We start from the raw sequence: 18,159 nt of genomic DNA, 5'->3' as shown, positions 1-18,159 counted from the left end.
TCCACTTGATTTATTTTTACAAACTCAATTAAAATTCTCATTGTAAAAATTAAGGTTATTGCTAAACCAAACAAAAAACCATTTCCTAACTTTATGTTTTTAGTTTTGTAAACAGTAAAGACTATAATGAAAATTATTAAATATGCGATTGCTTCATAAAGTTGGGCTGGGTGTCTTGGTATATTGTCAACTTTTCTAAAAATAAATGCCCAAGGCATTGTAGTCGGATTACCAATCATTTCCGAGTTCATTAAATTAGCAAGTCTAATAAATGTCGCTCCAAGTGGTGCAACGATTGCAATTAAATCAAGTATTTTAAGATATTTTATTTCATATTTTTTTGAATATAAATAAAGTGAAATAACTAGTCCAATTGTTCCTCCGTGGCTTGCTAATCCGCCATAACCAATAAATTTTATTTCTCCAATTTGATTTATTTTTATTGGTAAAAATATTTCTAATAAATTTTTTGAATAATACTCAAAATCATAAAATAAGCAATGTCCTAATCTTGCTCCAACAAAAATTCCAACTATTCCGTAAATAAAAAGTGCTTCGTGTGCACTTTCTTTTAAGTTTTCTCTTCGGAAAATTCCTTTTAGTATGTGCATACATAAAAGCAAACCACAAACAAATAAAAGTCCGTAGTATCTTAATGGAAAACCATAAATGTTTATTATTTCGGGATCAAAATCCCAATTTATGTACAATGCAATCATATTTTTTTATTAATTTTTATTTTCTGCGATTTTTAGGCAATCTTGCCACCAAGTTTTTTATTTAGTTTCTTTTCTCATTAAATTACTACCCATAAAATATATTCCGATTATTATAAATGGAATACTCAATAGTTGCCCCATATTTAATTTCATTCCATTTTCAAACTCCACTTGATTTATTTTTACAAACTCAATTAAAATTCTCATTGTAAAAATTAAGGTTATTGCTAAACCAAACAAAAAACCATTTCCTAACTTTATGTTTTTAGTTTTGTAAACAGTAAAGACTATAATGAAAATTATTAAATATGCGATTGCTTCATAAAGTTGGGATGGATGTCTTGGTATATTGTCAACTTTTCTAAAAATAAATGCCCAAGGCATTGTAGTCAGATTACCAATCATTTCCGAGTTCATTAAATTAGCAAGTCTAATAAATGTTGCTCCAAGTGGTGCAACTATTGCAATTAAATCAAGTATTTTAAGATATTTTATTTCATATTTTTTTGAATATAAATAAAGTGAAATAATTAGTCCAATTGTTCCTCCGTGGCTTGCTAATCCCCGATAACCAATAAATTTTATTTCTCCAATTTGGTTTATTTTTATTGGTAAAAACATTTCTAAAATATTATTTGAAAAATATTCAAAGTCATAAAATAAACAATGTCCTAATCTTGCTCCAATAAAAATTCCAAATATTCCGTAAATAAAAAGTGCTTCGTGTGCACTTTCTTTTAAGTTTTCTCTTCGGAAAATTCCTTTTAGTATGTACATACATAAAAGCAAACCACAAACAAATAAAAGTCCGTAGTATCTTAATGAAAAACCATAAATATTTATTATTTCGGGATCAAAATCCCAATTTATGTACAATGCAATCATATTTTTTTTATTAATTTTTATTTTCTGCTATTTTTCGATAAACTTGCCACCAAACTTGCTTAATATGCGTGATAAAATCAAACAAAGCCTCCCAAATTAAGGATTGATATGTGTGATTGCTAAGACACAATATTTATTTTCAAATATATAAGTTTTTCTTAATTTTTGTAGCTTATTTATCCTGTTTCTTACTTCGGAAATCTCATATTTCATTCCCTGAACATTTTTTCCACGTTTATGGGTTCACAAACTTAGGCTTACTTTCGTTTCGTCTAATGTTGCATTCGTATTCCCATATTCCCAATGCATCCGAAGCCTTGACTTCACAGTTGTGATAAAGCCGATTGTCGGATTCAAGAACAAGTATTTTTATGGAGTCGTTTGTACACCATCCCCTCGTTTTTGGTGATGAATAGTAGGTCTTGCCACTAAGTACTTCGCCAAGTATTTCCATGTAGCGCCCAATGATGATCGTAACATTCACGTGTGGAGACATCGAATCTCCTCCATCGCCACCCCTTGTGTTTTCCCAAACCCAAAAAAAGGAAGAGAGATTTGTTGCGGAATTTCAATATATTCCGGATCGAGATAAGCATTCAAATACCCAGCCTTCACCTTTTGAGTGACAACTTCTATGAAATTCTCCCTTTATCTGTACAAAATGATAGGAAGCACCAATCGATTGTTCTCCAATTTGAGTAAATCCTCAGTATCAATTTTACGCACATCAATAGATAGCAATAAATCGATACTGATATGGTAGTAATGCGCTATTTTCTTCAAAATATAATTAAGAGTCTCAGATGTGCCATCTTCATACTTAACATAATCTTGGTAATGCAAAACTCTCGGCTAGTTCTCCTGCAATATCTTATGCTTTAGCTGAGTCATGATGTTATCTAAAAATAAGTACCTGACGATTTATTACAATTTTTAACAGCAAATATATTAAAAAATGTTTGCAACTTGTACTAATTTAGTTTTCTCTAAAAACAAATTAAAATGATACGGGCAATTTTGCATATGGATTAGATTACCTTTTTTGTATCCTCTGAAAGACTTACTCGCCATCAACTTTATCTATAAGGTCAAGCTTATCAGACGAAGCTGACAAACTTTTACAATCTTTAAAATTATTTATTTGGTGAACCCTGAGAAGTGTACACTCATTATACTTTTTTTAACAAGATCAATTGACAGAGCTATTTAAACCAACTAAGAAATTATTATTATTTAAATTTATTTTTTAATATGGATCCTTCATCTTATATTAGTACTTTTAATATATTTGTTTTTTACTAATGTTTTATATTAATCAACATGTTTAACTGTTTTTTATGTAATATGATTTAAAAGCAAAAGTTAAATTATAAAATAACGTAATACAAATCTATTATGTAAATCAAAAATTTATCATTTAGCAGTTAGTTGAGCTGGTTAAAACTATATTATTATTGATGAATCTATAGTGTTAGCCTCAATATTATGAATGATAATAAATATCTATTGTTAATAATGGAATACGTTTTAAGACATGTGAAATAAAAGAGTCTTCAAATCACTCTTTATTATCCCACTGTATATAAGCTCAAAAAGTATTTTAGAATTGTGCTTTTAGAATTTTAGATTTTGAAGCAGTCACATTATTTAAACTGGTGATAATTTTTTCTAATGAAAAGCAATTTGTTGATATAAAAAATAAAAAATTAATAGAACTTACTTAATACAAAAATGATGATTGATCTAAAGTATATTACTTTACTGGATACTCTTAAATTTAAAAATAGTTTTCATTCAAGCCGGAATCTATTAACACACTTAAAGGGAACTTACACAGTTCTTAGCGATTGGGGCAACCCTCAGGAGATTTGTTTAGCTGGATTATTTCACAGTATATATGGCACTTCATCTTTTAAGAAAAAATCTATTAATTTAGATAAACGAGTAATGGTTCAAGATATTATTGGAGTAGACTCTGAAGAGTTAGTTTATTTGTTTTGTGTTACAAATAGAAAATTTCTTCAACAAATTGATAATGAGAATATGGAATTATACAATAGAATAACAGATGAAAATGTTAAAATTTCTAATGAAATTCTAAAATCTTTAATTGAAATAGAAGCTGCAAATTTAATTGAACAATTCCCTCATCTCTTTTTTGGAAAAAAAAGAGCTTTAAAATACATCGATAGAATATCCCAGGAGGCAAAAAATCACTTAAGTAATCCTGCACAAAAAGAATTAAAAAAAATAGTAGATCAATACAGAAATAAAAGGTTGTTTTTCTAACTAAATAAATATATTAAAATGCTATCTAATACAGAAGAAAACTTACCTTATATATGGTATAAAAAAGAAAATGACGAAAGAAATCTTCAAGAAATTATTAAAGATGAGATTGATATCATATTAAAATTAATTCATACAAATGGTGCAATTTTATTTAGAGGCTATGACATTGATAATGAAATTTCTCTAGAGAAATGTACTTCTAATTTTCCTGGTGACAGTTTAGATTATATTGGTGGAAACTCACCCAGAACGAAGTTACATAATAAAGTATATACATCAACTGAACATCCATCAGAGTCATTCATTTCTCTTCACAATGAGCTATCTTATGCCAGTAACTGGCCTAAGTTTTTATTTTTCAGTTGCTCTATTCCTTCACATATTGGAGGAAGCACTGTCATTGCTGACAGTAGAAAAATATATAATGATCTTTCTGAAAAATTGCTAAACGAATTCAAAAATAAAGGTGTTAAATATATCAGAAACCTTAATAATGGTATCGGCGCTGGGGTTTCTTGGCAAAAAACTTTTGAAACCAATAACAAATATGAAGTTGAAGAACATTGCAAATTAAATCAAATTAACATAAAATGGCTTAACAATAATAACTTACAATTAATTCAAAACAGACAAGCTGTACTTCAACATGATATTTCGAAAGATTGGGTTTGGTTTAATCAAGCTGATCAATTTCACCCTTCAACTAATCCACCTGAAATATATGAAGCTCTTATGGATTTCTATGAAGATGATGTATTTAGTATGCCTCAATATGTATGTTTTGGTGATGGAAGTTTGATTCCTTTAGAATACTTTGATGAAATAAGAGAAGTAACAAAAAAACATAGTGTTTATTTTAAGTGGAACAAAGGTGACTTACTAATTCTTGATAATATTTTAATTGCTCATGGCAGAGAACCTTTTCAAGGAGAACGAAAAATCCTAGTTTCTATGTTATAGGATATATATTTCTGATACTATGATAAAAACGATATTTACGAGATAAAAAAACTATAGTTCAAGAGTACCAGATGGCCTTCCGCAAAGAGACATTATTAACTTAAAATTTAAAATACGCAATACAAAATATAACAAAATCATTGACGCATAACGTTTTAGATTTACTTCTTTGAATGAACTCAATGAAATATTTAATTGGTTCAGTAATTTTTCCGATTCCTAAATCAATTGAAAAGGTTTGAAATAATTTTATGAAAAACCTGAGAAATAAAAAACAGAAGCGAGCTTTCACCTTCAATTTTCGACATGGGTTTATCGATGGATACTGAACCAAAAAAATAGAGTAAACGAAAAATAAGCTATTTAGATTATGCTTTATTTAGAACTTAAAACATGTTGCAAAACAGTTTTATCTGTAGTTAAGCTTACAATTTCATCTAAAATTAACTGATAATTATTAAATAAAAAAAAATGATTTCCATTCAAAACACGTATATCTATGGGTATTGTCGTTTCATTTTGCCAATCCTTTAATTGATTCATCTTAATTTTTTCTTGATCTCCAATTCTTAAGAAAATCGGTAAAGACATTTTGTCCACAACTTCTAAGTATTTATAATTTTCAATCGATCTAAAATCGGACCTCAATATTGGTTCAAAAAATAATTTGAGATCTTCATTTTTCATAATCTCATCTGAGATCCCCCCCATTAAAAATATTTCATTCCAAAATTCGTCCATCGGTAAATTAGATATATTTTTTTCAAATTCTACAGAAGGAGAATTTCTACCAGTAAAATACAAAAACAGTGGTAATCTTTTTTTGTCCTTAATAAGCATTTTTGCAAGTTCATACCCTAAAAGTCCTCCCATGCTATGACCGTAAATAATGTAATCTGTATTTTCAATACTATTTACAACTTGGTTATAAACATCTAAAACTTGTTGACTGAATTCGTTAATACAATCCTGATTAAGTCTTTTACCTCTGCCAGGAAGTTCAATTGTTATCCATTCATAATTTGAAGGGGTCTTTAATTCAAAACTTCGATATGAATATACATTACCTCCTGCAAAAGGCAATGCAATAATTTTAATTATTGGGCTTTTCATCATTAATTTGTAATTTTTTAGATGCAACGATATAGAATATTTTCTTTTCTATGCTAAAGAAAAAAGTGATTCCCATATTAGGCACTAATTTGGTGTCGTTTTTAATTGTATAATATTACTAGATATTATAATTTAAAAAACACTTTTATTTCCTAAATCGATTCTAATGAATCAATATATAATTTATCTAATTTTTCTATATTTTTAATTTTTCTATATTTAATAGAAACCAAAGTATTCAAAATACCTAATAAGGAAAATAGAAACATAATTGCTATTGTCTTATTTGGTAAGCTGTTTGTCAGATGTTTAAAATCAAAGTATTTTACAATTGGCAATATCAAAAAATCAACTATAATTCCACCTAAAAGGTATGATAGTAAAATAGCAGATCCCATAATAATCGTTCTATATCCCATAACTCTTCCATCAAGTTCATGTGGCACTATAACATGCCAAAATGAATTTATGAGCACATTTATAATCGTTATGGAAAATGCTAAAACAAAAGCAACAATGCTCAGCAAAACTGAATTGATATATAAAAAAACACATGAAAACAGCACCAAACCAATAAAAATATTCAGATTAAAAACAGCAGCAACAGGATTTTTTATTCCCTTATAAAAAGATGCAAAAAGGCCTCCAGACAAAAGACCAATACCCCCAATTGACATTACTATACTTAACGTAATTTCGTTTGAAAAATCTAAGACTAATGGTGCAATCATTACAGATGCCATACCAAGAGGTAAATTAGTTATAAAATAGTATCCTAAAATTCGAACTAGACCTTTTTCACTTTTTAAATAAGAAAACACAATTGTTGAATCTTTAAACAAGTTAACTCTCTTGATTTCTTCTCTACTTTCTCCGAAATTAAAAAATAAGAAAACGAATACCGTTATAAAATAAGTTAACAAATCTATATACAATAAGCCTTTTAAACTTATAATAGCAAGCATTATAGGTGCTAGAATAGGTGCCAGAATTCTGACTATGGCAAATCCAATCTGCTCAATACCTTTAGCTTTCCTTGCGAGCTTTTTTGGAACCAAAAATTTTGTAGAAACATAATATGCTTGAGTAATAAATCCGTTACAAATAGATTTTACTAGAACAATCAAAATGATGGACCAATCGGATAATAGATCATTATCTACTAACAAAATTAACATTAGTGTTCCTATACCAGCAATCGCTTGCCCAAGTATTATGGTTATTTTTCTATCCCATCGATCTATAAAACTTCCAATAAAAGGGCTTAATAGTATTTGAGGTGCAATTGCGGAAAAGCTAATTAACGCATAAGACAATGTTGATGTAGTATGATTTAGTGTCCAAATTCCAAGTGTAAATCCTGTTAATGCATTTCCAAATGAAGATATTAGTACCAATAATAATAAGAATAAAAACTTTTTCATTTAAACCCAATTTTTAATTTCAATATTCTGAGAGCTACTAGCAATTCGTAAAACTTCAATAAAATCTTCACAAATTAGCTCTATCAATAAGGGATTTATAAAATCTTTTCTATACTTACAATTAACAGCAATTCCATTTTTATATATTTCAAGTGTAAATGATAAGTTAAAATGTATATGATGACTCAGGTTACTGTGGGAAGACTTTGCCTCACTAATATCTCTTTCATTATAAACGTCTGCAATAACATTGATCATTGCTGACATTAAATCATTCCATGAAACATTTACATCTTCAACATAGTTCTGGTAATAAATATGATCCATCGCTTCTATGAGCTGATCTTTGCATAACATTAATGAACTCTGAAAATCTTTTTCATCATCAACTTTAATCCTAACTAACAAATTCCCAATTAACCATCCAACGATTTTTGAAAAATCTTCATTACTTCTAGTTGATATTGGAGACAAAATTACAAAATCATTCTGATTGCATATTCTTGATAAAAAAACACTATAACAAGTGAAAATAAAATTAAATAAGCTTACTTTATATTCAGAAGATGCTCTTTTAATGTCGTTTAAGATCTCCTCGGATAATACGAACTTGTAAGATGCACCATTTGTTATTTCATTTCTTGAAACATTCAAATCATCTTTTTTATGCTTTTTGAAAATATCCGATTCATTTAGAACATCTTCGCCCTTATTTAACAATAATACATTATCTAAATATTTCTCTTTAAGATTTAATTTAGCAGGAGTATTATTTAAAAGATTTATGAAATGCGATTTGTGCATGCTTAATTTATCACCCTTATAATGCTCATTATGATATTTAACATAATCTTTAAATTGTAATTCAAGAGGTTTTAGCGGGTTTTCCTTATTATCTTTATAAGCATTGTAAATTAAATACAGCTCATCTACTAATATTTTGATTGCTGTAGCATCACAAATGATATGGTCCACAACAAAAATAAACATGTACCTACCTTCTTCATATTTAATTAAATTACATGAAAAAGATTGTTCAGTACTAAAATCAAACAAATGATTTGAAATTTTGTCCACAAGTGACGCCATTTCTTCATCTTTTTGTTTGCTTTCACTTATATCAATTAATTTAAGACTATTTGGAAAATTATCTATCTCATATATTCTTTGAAAAACATCTTCTCCACGACGACAAAATAATGTTCTTAAATTTTCATGTCTTAAAACTAAACTTTCTAATGTTTTAGATAGAGCTTTTTCATCAACATTATAAAGTTCTGTTTTAATTACTGTGTTTTTTGCCGTGCATATTCCTAATTCATATTCTTTAAACCTCCATTTTTGATTGTACAAAACTTCATGTAGTTCTTCTTCTATATAATCTTTACGACTAATCTCTTTTAATTCTTTAATACGATCATTGTTTATATTTTTGTCTTCTATAACTTTAGAAAGCAACTCTATGGTTGGATTTACAAATAAATCTTTAATTGTCACATCTTCTGTTAATTTTTTTTGTATTCTAAATATAATTTGCATTCCAATTAATGAATGTCCGCCTAATGCAAAAAAATCATCTTTAATTCCAATCTCCTCTATACCCAATATTTCTTGCCAAATCTCAACTAACTTGCATTGGATTTCGTTAATTGGAGCAACATATTCATTTTTTATCAAATCTTCCCCTTCCATTTTTGACAATTCATTTCTATCAATTTTACCATTTTGGGTTAATGGAAATTTTTCTAACTCAACTAAGCTGGTCGGCATCATATAATCTGGCAAAACTACTTTGAGATAACTTAGTACTATTTCAGGACTTATAATTATCTTAGCATCATGTGATTTATACTTCTCTAGTGTTTCATAGACAGGATTATTATTGGTTAACTTACCATTAGTTTCTTTATTTGTAATGGTATCTATAGATAGTCTAGTACCATAGACAATAAAAAGTCTAGAATTTTGCAAATCCATTTCTTGCTCAATCTTTACGGAATAGCCCTTTTCTAACAAAGTCGATTTTATAAATTCAAGACGATTTTCTTTGTCATGAACCTCAATTATAATTTGTCTTATTTTATTCCAATCTTTTTCTTGAATTCCATTAATAACATCTAATTCAGCTTTTTCAACATCGATTTTAAGCAAATCGATTTTATCAATACGCTCCTCTTCAATAATCGTTGAAATAGTGCGTATTTGACAAAAAACTTCTTCTTGAGAGTCAATAATAAAATCTACTAATTGTTTATTGTCTGTTAAAGGATTTACATTTCCTAGATAGCTAGATAACAACTCACTATCTTCTTCTAAATTTGGATATTGAGTTGATATAACTGTATTATTTCTACAAAATGAGAAAGCTACATTATCTTCATTTTCATCCCCAATTCCATAATTGAGATTTTTAAAAAATGCTTTATCTGAATGAATGAATAAATTCATATTTAAAACATCAAATAACTGGTTGATTGGCTCAAAACTATATATAGTAAGATTATCTGCTTGATTTGCAAAAAATAGTGACGCAATTCCAATATTTGCCCCAACATCAAATATAATGTCACCTTGGTTAATTGTAATATTTGATAAATATGTATTGGTTTGAAATATTTCTTTATGTAAAAATTCTAATTCACTTTTTCGGTATGCAAATGCACTAAAATCTTTATTAAGTACTTCATAGCATAAATTATTTGCTGCTATTTTATCCTTATATATTTCTTTTATATAACTAGCACGTGCCTCCACAGAGCTCTTATTCGCTATATAGTAACCCACCATATACTTGTTTACACCAATATCTGTATGTCTTTCCTTTACTAAAACACAACTCTGATTAACACCCGGAATTTGAGACAATACATTTTCTACTTCTCCTAACTCTACTCTGTGTCCTCTAATTTTTACTTGATGATCCTCTCGTCCTAAAAATTCAATATTGCCGTCAGGAAGCCATCTACCTAAATCCCCAGTATTATAAACTTTTGTATCACTTTGAAATGGATTATTGATAAACTTTTCGGCTGTTAAATCCGGTCGATTCAAATAACCTCTTGCCAAACCATCTCCTGATACATAAATCTTACCCGCAACTCCGATAGGAACCAAATGCTTTGATGAATCCAATATTAAACAGCTTAAAGTTGGAATTGCTTTACCAATGTTAGATTGTTCGCATTCTATTTCACTTTCTTTAATTTCTTTATAGGTAACATGAACGGTAGTTTCTGTTATACCATACATATTGATTAACTTTATTTTAGAATATCTCTTAAACCAGTCAGAAAGTAATAATGGATTTAATGCTTCTCCTCCAAAAATAATATATCTTATTTTAAATTCTCTTTTTTCTTTTCTTCGTTCAAATTCTATTAAATTGTAAAATGCTGAAGGGGTTTGATTTAAAATTGTAACAGATTGATCATATAATAATTCTATGAATGCTGGGGTATCTTGAGCAATACTTTTAGGTATGATCACTAATTTACCTCCATATAATAATGCTCCGAAAATTTCCCATACTGAAAAATCAAAGCTATATGAATGGAACATTGTCCATACATCTGTTTCTTTAAAATCAAATAGCGATTTTTCATTAAAAAAAAGTCTCACAACATTTTTGTGCTCCAGTAAAGTCCCTTTTGGGTTTCCAGTGGTTCCAGATGTATATATTACATAAGCTAAACTATTTGGTGTGGTGATCTTTTCGAGATTTAATTTAGAATATTTCTGTTGATTTTCATAAAACAACTCTAATTCTTCTTCATTGATTATGACTTTACTGGCGCTATCTTTAACAATGTAATCAATCCTTTCATTAGGATAGCTGGGATCTATGGGAACATAAGCTGCTCCAGATTTTAATACCCCTAAGATTGCAAAAATCATTCTTTCACTGCGATCTAACTTAATACCAACCAAATCGTCCGGTTGGACATCATAATTAGTCCTCAAATAGTTCCCTAATTGATTAGCCAATTGATTAATTTCTAAATAACTAAACTTTTTTTCTTCAAAAACTAATGCTACGTTGTTTGGTGTTTTTTCGACTTGTTCTTCAAATAAATCAATTATCGTTTTATCTTTTGGGTAAGATACATTCTGTTCATTAAATAAATTTAAAATCTGATGCTTTTCATATTCTTCTAAATAATCGATTTCATCGATTGCTTTTTCTGGTTGATCAATTGCTTTTGAAAGTAAATTTTGAAAATGTGTAATCATTTTTTCGATCCAAAAGAAATCATAAATATCTGTATTATATTTCAAATGTAATTGCAGTTCATCATCAATCATTGAAAATGAAAAGGTTAGATCAAAAGGACTTGCCTCTTTAGTAATATCCTCATAAGATGCTATCTCTAAACCTTTTAAATCATGATTTACCAAGTTTGCAATGCCTTGCTGAGTTTGCAAAACAACCATTACATCAAACAATGCAGAGCGACTTGCATCCCTTTTAAATTTAAGTTGATTTATCAGATCATTTAATGAGTAATCCGAATTCTCATAAGCCCCTAATAATGTTTCTTTTTGATATTTTAATAAATTTGAAAATGTAATTTCTTCTTTAAATCGAGTTCTTATAGCCAAGGTATTAATATATAGCCCAACTTGATTTTGTAAATCAACATGTTCTCTACCTGCTATGGGTGTTCCAATTATTATATCATTTTGTCCTGTATATCTATGCAATAAAGTATTTACACCAGACATTAAAAGCATAAATAAAGTAGCATCATGCTGGCTGGCGAATTTTTTGACTTTTTTTGAAAAATTCTGATCAAAAATATGACTAATAGTTTCTCCGTTGTAACTTTGAATTATTGGCCTTTTTTTAAAACTAGGTAAATTTAATATTGGTAATTCTCCTTCAAATTCTTTTAACCAAAATGTTTTTTGTTTTTCTAATCTTTCCAAAACAATATCACTTTTCAGCCATTGTGCGTAATCTTTGTATTGAATTTTTAATGCTGGTAATGATATTTTACTGTCGTTAATTAATGCATTATAAATTTGGATAATTTCTTTAGTTAAGATATCTAGAGAAAAACCATCTCCAATAGTATGATGAATAGTAATAGCCAAAATATGTTCAATATTCGACAATTTTATAATTTTAGCACGAACCAAAGGAGCCTGGGTCAAATCAAATTGATTTCTAAACTCTTCTTCTATAATCTTCTTCGCAAATGATGCACCACTTACACTAATATCTTGAAAATCAACATCAAAATCAACCTGACTATAATCTAATATAAATTGTTTGATATCGCCTTTATCATCTTTTCTAAAAGAAGTTCTTAAACTATCATGTCTTTGAATAACCGTTTTAAAAGCAGTCTCAAGATTAGCAAAAGAAAAATCTCCTTTTAGTACAAAAACATTTGAAATATTATATGCTAAACTTCCTCCTTCAAATTGACTAAGTATCCACAACCTTTTCTGCGAAGATGTCAAATCATAATTCTCTTGAACTTTTGATACTGGTATTGAATAATTCTCTTCCTTATTACTTAAAAACTTTATTAAATCCTGTTTGTTTGTTTTTATTTCATCAATAATGTGCTCTGATAAACTGCTTCCTTTAAACTTTACAATTAGTTCGTTTTCTTCAACTTTAAGATAAATTTCTTCTTTTACCAGTTTTTTTATTAAATCAATCATATTAAATTTTTATTTCATTAAAAAATTCATCAACATTACTAGAGCAGTGAATATTATTTATAGCATCAATATTTTCTGCTAGAAAATAAATAGTTGGTTTAACAAACATTTCTTTGAGAGAAATGTTAATTCCAAAAGTTTTCTTTATAGTATTCATTATTGTCATCGCCTTCAACGAATCTCCTCCTATCTCAAAAAAACTATCGTTAATTCCAATATCTTTTATTCCAAAAAAATCTTGCCATATTTTACACAATATTTTTTCTGTTTCAGTCGTAGGCGCTATATACTTAGACTTAAGCAATGGCCTTTCTGTTTTAACTTTTACAAAAGCAGTAGCTTTTTCAACTTCTCTGATAACTTTATCTACTGTAAGATTTTTTGAATCGTTAATCCAATTTTCTAGATCTTTCGTTGAAACAATAAAATTGGGCAAATTATATAAGATTGAATATTCTAACAATTTAATTCCTTCGGCATTTGTGATTCCTGTTTGATCTAAATACCTTTTTAATTCTTGATTTATACTTTTACGTTTCCTTGCATCAATAGCCATACCACCTTCTTTCCAAGCATCCCACAAGATACTTATAACCTTATTTCCAGACCTTTGCGCCTGTGCAAAATAGTTTTGAAAAATATTAGCAGCAATATACCCTACTTGTCCAAAAGGAGCCATTAAAGAAGAGTTTGACGAACACATAACAAAGAAATCTAAAGTGTATTTTAAGGAAATATCATAAAGATTTTTAGTTCCCAATATCTTGGCAACAAAAACATTTTCACATTCTTCGTTGGTTCTATCTTGAATTAATCCATAAAAATCTGCTACCCCAGCAGAGTGAATAATTCCATTCAACTCTAGCTCATTTTCTTGTATTAATAAACTTATTTTAGACTCTAAAATTTGTTTATCAATCAAATCTGACTCGATAAAAATGATTTTACTTTTTCCAGTATTTAATTTTTCTAAGTAATCGTCCTCTGGATATGTTCTTCCAACCAAAATTAAATTAGCATCATACTCATTAACCAGATATTCACTAAATACTCTTGCAATACCACCATTACCACCAGTAATTAAATAAGTACCATTTTTTTTAAAATTGCCACTTGGAACAATATTTTTATCTTCAATCATTTCATAGGTAGGCTCCCATAATTCACCTTTCCTGTAAGCTATTATTTCCTTAGACCTATAAGTATTAGATTCAAGAATTAATAAATTAAGAATATCGTTTGATGTATCACTAAATTCTAAAGTGTCATATTCAATGCAATTACATTTAATCTGTGGATATTCCTTTGGTATCACTTTTAAAGCTCCTAGTACCGTAGATTTTTCATATTTCATCTCATCTTGATTAAAAACTTTAAAAAGATTTGAAATAACAACATCTATTGTTAAACTTGAATTCTTAATTTTTAATTCAAAACTCCTTGCAATATTCAAAATACTAAAATAACCACTATACTGAATAGCTCGAAGTGACTCATTTGAATATTTATCAACTTCGTCACAAGTATTCCAAAGATGTAAAATTCTGCAGGTACCTTTTATTTGTGTAGATAAATAATCGAAAAGCTGTTTATAGTTGTCTTCATTAAAAATGTTGATATAAAACTCATTTCCATTATTAACGAATTCTTCACCTTGTTTTACATAAAAAATAGTACTCGACTCATTTTTAAGTTTTTTTTGTACCGATTTAGATAAGTTTGAATCATTTACGAAAACTATAGTCCAATCAAACGCTTCTTGTGAATTTAAACTAAGATAAGTTACTTGCTTCCATTTCTGATTATATATGTATTCCGTGACATTTTCTGCTTTTTTTATATCTCTAGAACCATTCTCCAAAATCTTACTAAAAGGATCTACTCTTACAGGGAAAACATTTTTCTCAAATGAATATGATGGAGCAGAAATTTTAAAATTTTTCTCAAATTCATAAAAAGTATTCCAATTCACATCAATTCCTGCTTTCCACAATTCTCCAACACATTGCATTAATTTTTTGTTGTCATCAATTTCTTCAAAAGGATGTTTAATTAAATTCATAGAAATAATATTTCTATGAATTTTATCCAAATTGTTTTGTTGAAGAAAAGTAGTTAAAGCTGTTCCTGGTCCAACTTCAATAAATACGACATCATCATCTTCCAGCAAAGTCTTGATTCCTTTAGAAAAATTAACTGTATTTTTTAAATGAGAACCCCAATACTCTACAGAAATTGCTTGCTCATTAGTAATATATTTGCCATCAAAATTGGAAATAAAAGGTATTTCAGCTTTAGATAATTTTACCTTGTTAATTTCTTTTTTTAAATCCTCTAAAATTGGATTCATCATTTCAGAATGAGATGCAATAGCTATTTTTAATCTTCTAAAAGGTACTTCTTTTAAAGAAAGATTCTTTTCTAATTCTACTATTTGTTCAATTGTTCCTGATGCTACGAATGAATCCGGAGAGTTTATTGCCGCAATTGAGACTTTTTCTAACAATGAAGCGGGAATCGATTCAGCCGATACTCCTATGCTCAACATGCAGCCTTCGTCAACTTGACTCATTAGTCTACCTCTAGCAGAAATTATTTGCAATGCATCTTCAAAAGTAAAAACACCACTCACACAGGCCGCTACATATTCACCAAGACTATGGCCAATCATCATGTCTGGCTTTACTCCCCAATGAATGAATAGTTTTGCTAATGAATATTCGAAAAGAAAGAGTAATGGCTGTATATTCTCAATATCATTAATTAGTTTATTTTGAAATTCATCAAGGGATTCGTTAAAAATGATTTTTTTAAAATCTTTTCCATTTATACTTTTAAGACAATCAAAACCTTCATCCATTACCTTTTTAAAATAAGGTTCAGATAAATAAATTTTGTAGCCCATATTAATGAATTGCGTTCCACCTCCAGGAAACATAAAAACCACTTTCCTTTTCTTTTTAAAAGTCTCTTGAACAAATTTATCTTCCTCAGAAATTTTTAATAAATCAATTAATTCTTGATTATTTGCGCAAACAAAATAATCCTGAATATCAAATTTAGCTCTTGTTGTATGAAGAGTATAAGATAAATATGAAAGATTGACTTCTGGGTTGTTCTTTAAAAAGGGAATTAGATCATTTTTGTACCTCTGCAAAGATGCTGAGCTTTTTGCCGAAAGTCTCACAATCTTATAAGGACGATTATCAAATGATTCCTCATTGGTAGAAAATTCTTCCAATACAATATGTGCATTAGTTCCACCAATACCAAAAGAGCTAACTCCTGCCCTTAAAGGCTCTTGATTTACACTTTTCCATTCCTGACAATTTTGATTCACATAAAAAGGACCATTTTTAAAATCAATATTAGGATTTGGTTCATCATAATTCAATGAGGGAGGAATAATTTTATGTTTTAATGATAAAGCAGTTTTAATTAATCCAGCTATTCCTGCAGCAGCACTCAAATGTCCCATATTGGATTTCACAGAGCCTAAAGCACAATGTTTTTCTTTATTGAAATTAAAGGCTTTATTTAAAGCTTCTATTTCTATTGGATCTCCAAGTTTAGTTGCTGTACCATGCGTTTCAATATATGATATTGAAGCAGCAGGAATACCAGCAATCGCATGTGCCAATTTAATACAATTTGCCTGACCATCTACACTTGGGGACGTGTAACCAATTTTATTGCTTCCATCATTATTAACTGCTGATGCTTTGATTACGGCATAAATAGAGTCTTTATCTCTAATTGCATCATCTAATCTTTTAAGAACAACAACACCTATACCTTCACCTGAAATTGTACCAGAAGCATTAGCATCAAAAGATCTGCAATGTCCGTCCTTCGAGAAAATCATACCTTCTTGATAAAAATAACCTCTCTCTTTCAGTGTATTAATTCTAATTCCGCCTGCAATGGCTACAGAACATTCTCTAAGTAAAAGATTTCGACATGCTAAATGCACTGCAGTGAGTGAACTTGAACAGGCGGTGTCTATATAGTAACTTGGACCTTTTAAATTTAATTTATAGGAAATTAAAGTGCTTATATAATTTTTATCAGATATTTGATTAAGATAAAATGGATTAACATTACTTCCTTGAGAAGTCAATGCATGAACTCTCCAATTTAGATTATCGTTAGCTGCAACAAAAATTCCAATTCTTTCGAGATAATCATGAGGGTTACAACCAGCATCTTCAAGTGCTACCCATACTTGCTCATGAAATAACCTTATTTGCGGATCCATTAATGAGGCTTCTTCTTGCGTATATCCAAAAAACGAATAATCAAATGTTTCCGATTCTATTGATGACTCAACTCCTATGAAATTAGGATCATTAATCTGAACATCTGACATTCCAAAACTCTTTAACTCATCGTCAGAGAAAAAAGTAGTCAACTCAACACCATCAATCAAATTTTTCCAAAACTCATTAACATCTCTAGATTTAGGAAACTTTCCTGAGATTCCAATTATAGCTATATCTTTACTATTAGTTTGATTTTTCATATATTCCTAGTTCATTAAATTTATTATATCATCAAGATATTCAGAAATATTCTCATCCTCTGAGCTGCTTTTTTCAACGATTGTTTCTTCATAAAAAATCTTTTGAGTCAAACTCCTAATGGTTGGATATTGAAAAAGTAGAATTATCTTAACATCAAGCCCGAATTCACTATTAATTTTACTTAATATTTTAATCATTTTTAAAGATGTCCCTCCCAAATCAAAGAAATTATCATCTATCCCAACATCCTCGTATTTTCTTTCTAATTCACTTGCTATAATATTTACCATTTTCATCTCTATTTCATTTCTAGGCTCATAATATTCTACACCTGAAGAAAGGACTGACAAATTCTCATTAAGTAAAATATTTTTATCTATTTTACCATTGCTGTTTAGCGGAATATTATCTAATTGAATAAAATATTCGGGGATCATATAAGTTGGTAAAAACACCTTTAGCTGATCTCTTAAATAAATAGTATTTAATTCTTCATCTGAAACGATATATGCTATTAATTGTTTATTCAAATCACTTCCTTCTCGAGCAATTACAATACTTTGTTTGATA

9 protein-coding genes are annotated in these 18,159 nt (G+C 28.7%); 2 read left to right on the top strand and 7 right to left on the bottom strand.

Annotated features, from left to right (window positions below; genetic code table 11):
* Both lgt (GKZ86_RS24850) and lgt (GKZ86_RS24845) read right to left on the bottom strand, forming a co-directional pair.
* Positions 1-719: prolipoprotein diacylglyceryl transferase (gene lgt, locus GKZ86_RS24850; protein WP_154785712.1), on the bottom strand; the 719-nt coding region annotated here is incomplete at its 3' end.
* Between the two features lie 57 nt (positions 720-776).
* Positions 777-1,604 carry a prolipoprotein diacylglyceryl transferase gene (gene lgt / locus GKZ86_RS24845; RefSeq protein WP_154785711.1) on the bottom strand — a complete coding sequence of 276 codons (828 nt, stop codon included), beginning with the start codon at positions 1,602-1,604 and terminating at the stop codon, positions 777-779.
* Positions 1,605-3,335: 1,731 nt separating this feature from the next.
* Here lgt (GKZ86_RS24845) and GKZ86_RS24840 point away from each other — a divergent pair.
* Both GKZ86_RS24840 and GKZ86_RS24835 read left to right on the top strand, forming a co-directional pair.
* Positions 3,336-3,893, top strand: a complete 558-nt coding sequence (locus GKZ86_RS24840) for a DUF6817 domain-containing protein (RefSeq protein ID WP_154785710.1) — start codon at positions 3,336-3,338, stop codon at positions 3,891-3,893.
* 18 nt (positions 3,894-3,911) lie between these two features.
* Positions 3,912-4,856 carry a TauD/TfdA family dioxygenase gene (locus tag GKZ86_RS24835; protein ID WP_154785709.1) on the top strand — a complete coding sequence of 315 codons (945 nt, stop codon included), beginning with the start codon at positions 3,912-3,914 and terminating at the stop codon, positions 4,854-4,856.
* Positions 4,857-5,231: 375 nt separating this feature from the next.
* On the opposite strand, the gene GKZ86_RS24830 is transcribed toward GKZ86_RS24835, so the two are convergent.
* The 5 genes from GKZ86_RS24830 to GKZ86_RS24810 form a co-directional block, all read right to left on the bottom strand.
* On the bottom strand, positions 5,232-5,972 hold the full coding sequence (locus GKZ86_RS24830; protein ID WP_154785708.1) for a thioesterase II family protein: 741 nt from the start codon (positions 5,970-5,972) through the stop codon (positions 5,232-5,234).
* Between the two features lie 149 nt (positions 5,973-6,121).
* Positions 6,122-7,393 carry an MFS transporter gene (locus GKZ86_RS24825; protein ID WP_154785707.1) on the bottom strand — a complete coding sequence of 424 codons (1,272 nt, stop codon included), beginning with the start codon at positions 7,391-7,393 and terminating at the stop codon, positions 6,122-6,124.
* Entirely contained in the window at positions 7,394-13,066 is a 5,673-nt protein-coding gene (locus GKZ86_RS24820; protein ID WP_154785706.1) for a non-ribosomal peptide synthetase, read from the bottom strand. It abuts the gene before it with no gap.
* A 1-nt stretch (position 13,067) separates the two neighbouring features.
* On the bottom strand, positions 13,068-17,588 hold the full coding sequence (locus GKZ86_RS24815; RefSeq protein WP_154785705.1) for a type I polyketide synthase: 4,521 nt from the start codon (positions 17,586-17,588) through the stop codon (positions 13,068-13,070).
* Positions 17,589-17,594: 6 nt separating this feature from the next.
* A partial coding sequence (locus tag GKZ86_RS24810; RefSeq protein WP_230328261.1) for a phosphopantetheine-binding protein occupies positions 17,595-18,159 on the bottom strand: 565 nt, incomplete at its 5' end.

It is taken from the genome of Flavobacterium sp. LC2016-13, from assembly GCF_009707955.1.
Lineage (GTDB): Bacteria > Bacteroidota > Bacteroidia > Flavobacteriales > Flavobacteriaceae > Flavobacterium.
Note: the sequence above shows the minus strand (reverse complement) of the source record. Positions and strands in the feature narration are given on the sequence as shown.